The organism is Vibrio sp. 03_296, from assembly GCF_002265885.1.
Genome location: NZ_NPKW01000047.1, coordinates 1 through 1,292, shown reverse-complemented (window position 1 = coordinate 1,292; position 1,292 = coordinate 1). Strand labels below are relative to the sequence as shown.

Genomic DNA, 1,292 nt, shown 5'->3' with positions numbered 1-1,292 from the left:
AATTTTGGCAAATCTGGTTTGAAGTTTGAAAACCTAAAATGGATTTCTGATTGAGCCAACCGCCCTAACCTCGCGATTGCCCGAGAATTGAATGAGGCAATTCTCTGAATTTCTAGCGCCAAAGAATATGCGTCCGAAAAACAGCGCTCACAAAAGCCGGCTTGCCGACAAACACAAAACCAATCAGCCAAGGGAACAAAGAAAAACCATAACCAACTGATTTTACTTGATTAAGCATAACGCCGCGTTAAGGGGTGAATGCCGCATAAACCAACCTTCCGCAGACCATTTTCACCACAAAAACCACCGCATACCAAAAATGCCACGCGGCATGAATCCCTCTTTAACGCCTTGTTATGTGTATCGCTAACTCTATGAAAATTAGCTTTTCTTCGTCATTAGCACACTTTTAAGTCGAAAAACGACTAATTGTTAGGAAACAATCAACGCTAACTATAAAGTTGACCAAAACTAATTCATTAATTAAATATTGGCTAAGGTCTAGGAAAAATGAAACTTAAACATTTAAAAATAGCTCTATCAATACTACTCACTACTTTAACGTCTGGCTGCTCATCTTTGGATGCGCATATATATGGAGGCTATGGCAAACCATTATCTGGAACCGCCTTGTCAGTAGTCCGTATGCCTTGCTTCTTTGAGGGAACAGTTACTGACTACGCTTTGAGCCCTTTAATGTTATTGGCAGTACCAATAAATCTAGCTACAGATGCTGTTTTTCTTCCCTTTGATTTGGCCATGATATTGACGCCTACGACAAGCTATGGGGAAGTCATATCAATTGGCTGTCCGAGAGGCTCTTGGATTTAAAGCTGTTGCAGCCCTTATAGCAACCCCAACACCAGGCGATACACTAACTGGTGTTGGAAGAACACATAACGCCCGGTTAAGGGGCAGCCAACGCCACAACCAAGCTTCCGCATAACACCGTAACCACAAAAAACAACGCATAATAAAAATGCCGCGCGTTGGCTGTCCCTCTTGAACCGTTTGTATGGGAAATTATCCCCATTAATCGACCTGTTTCGGGTAATGTGAGACCCAGGCTTTAGCCGCAACTAAAGCTTTCTATGTTGTAGTTCGATTGAACGCTGGCTCCTCTATCGAGAGACCGATAACAAACATGAACGCGACATAGAACTCCAAGCACCAAACTCGAATACTCGACTGGGTCTCGAACCCGCATTACGCAAGCAAGAGTTAGCTTATTATGAATACAAACACACTTCAAAATATTAATGTCGGTGTGGATACTGGCAAAGCAAATCTAG

Annotated in this window: 2 protein-coding genes; one reads left to right on the top strand and one right to left on the bottom strand. The window is 42.6% G+C overall.

Annotation, left to right across the window (positions count from 1 at the left end; genetic code table 11):
• Window positions 1-230: 230 nt before the first annotated feature.
• Entirely contained in the window at window positions 231-326 is a 96-nt protein-coding gene (locus CIK04_RS35465) for a DUF3265 domain-containing protein (RefSeq protein WP_088427778.1), read from the bottom strand.
• Window positions 327-510: 184 nt separating this feature from the next.
• Here CIK04_RS35465 and CIK04_RS04550 point away from each other — a divergent pair, with 184 nt between their 5' ends.
• A complete protein-coding gene (locus CIK04_RS04550; protein WP_072599355.1) occupies window positions 511-831 on the top strand; it encodes a YceK/YidQ family lipoprotein in 321 nt (106 codons plus the stop codon).
• Window positions 832-1,292: the final 461 nt, after the last annotated feature.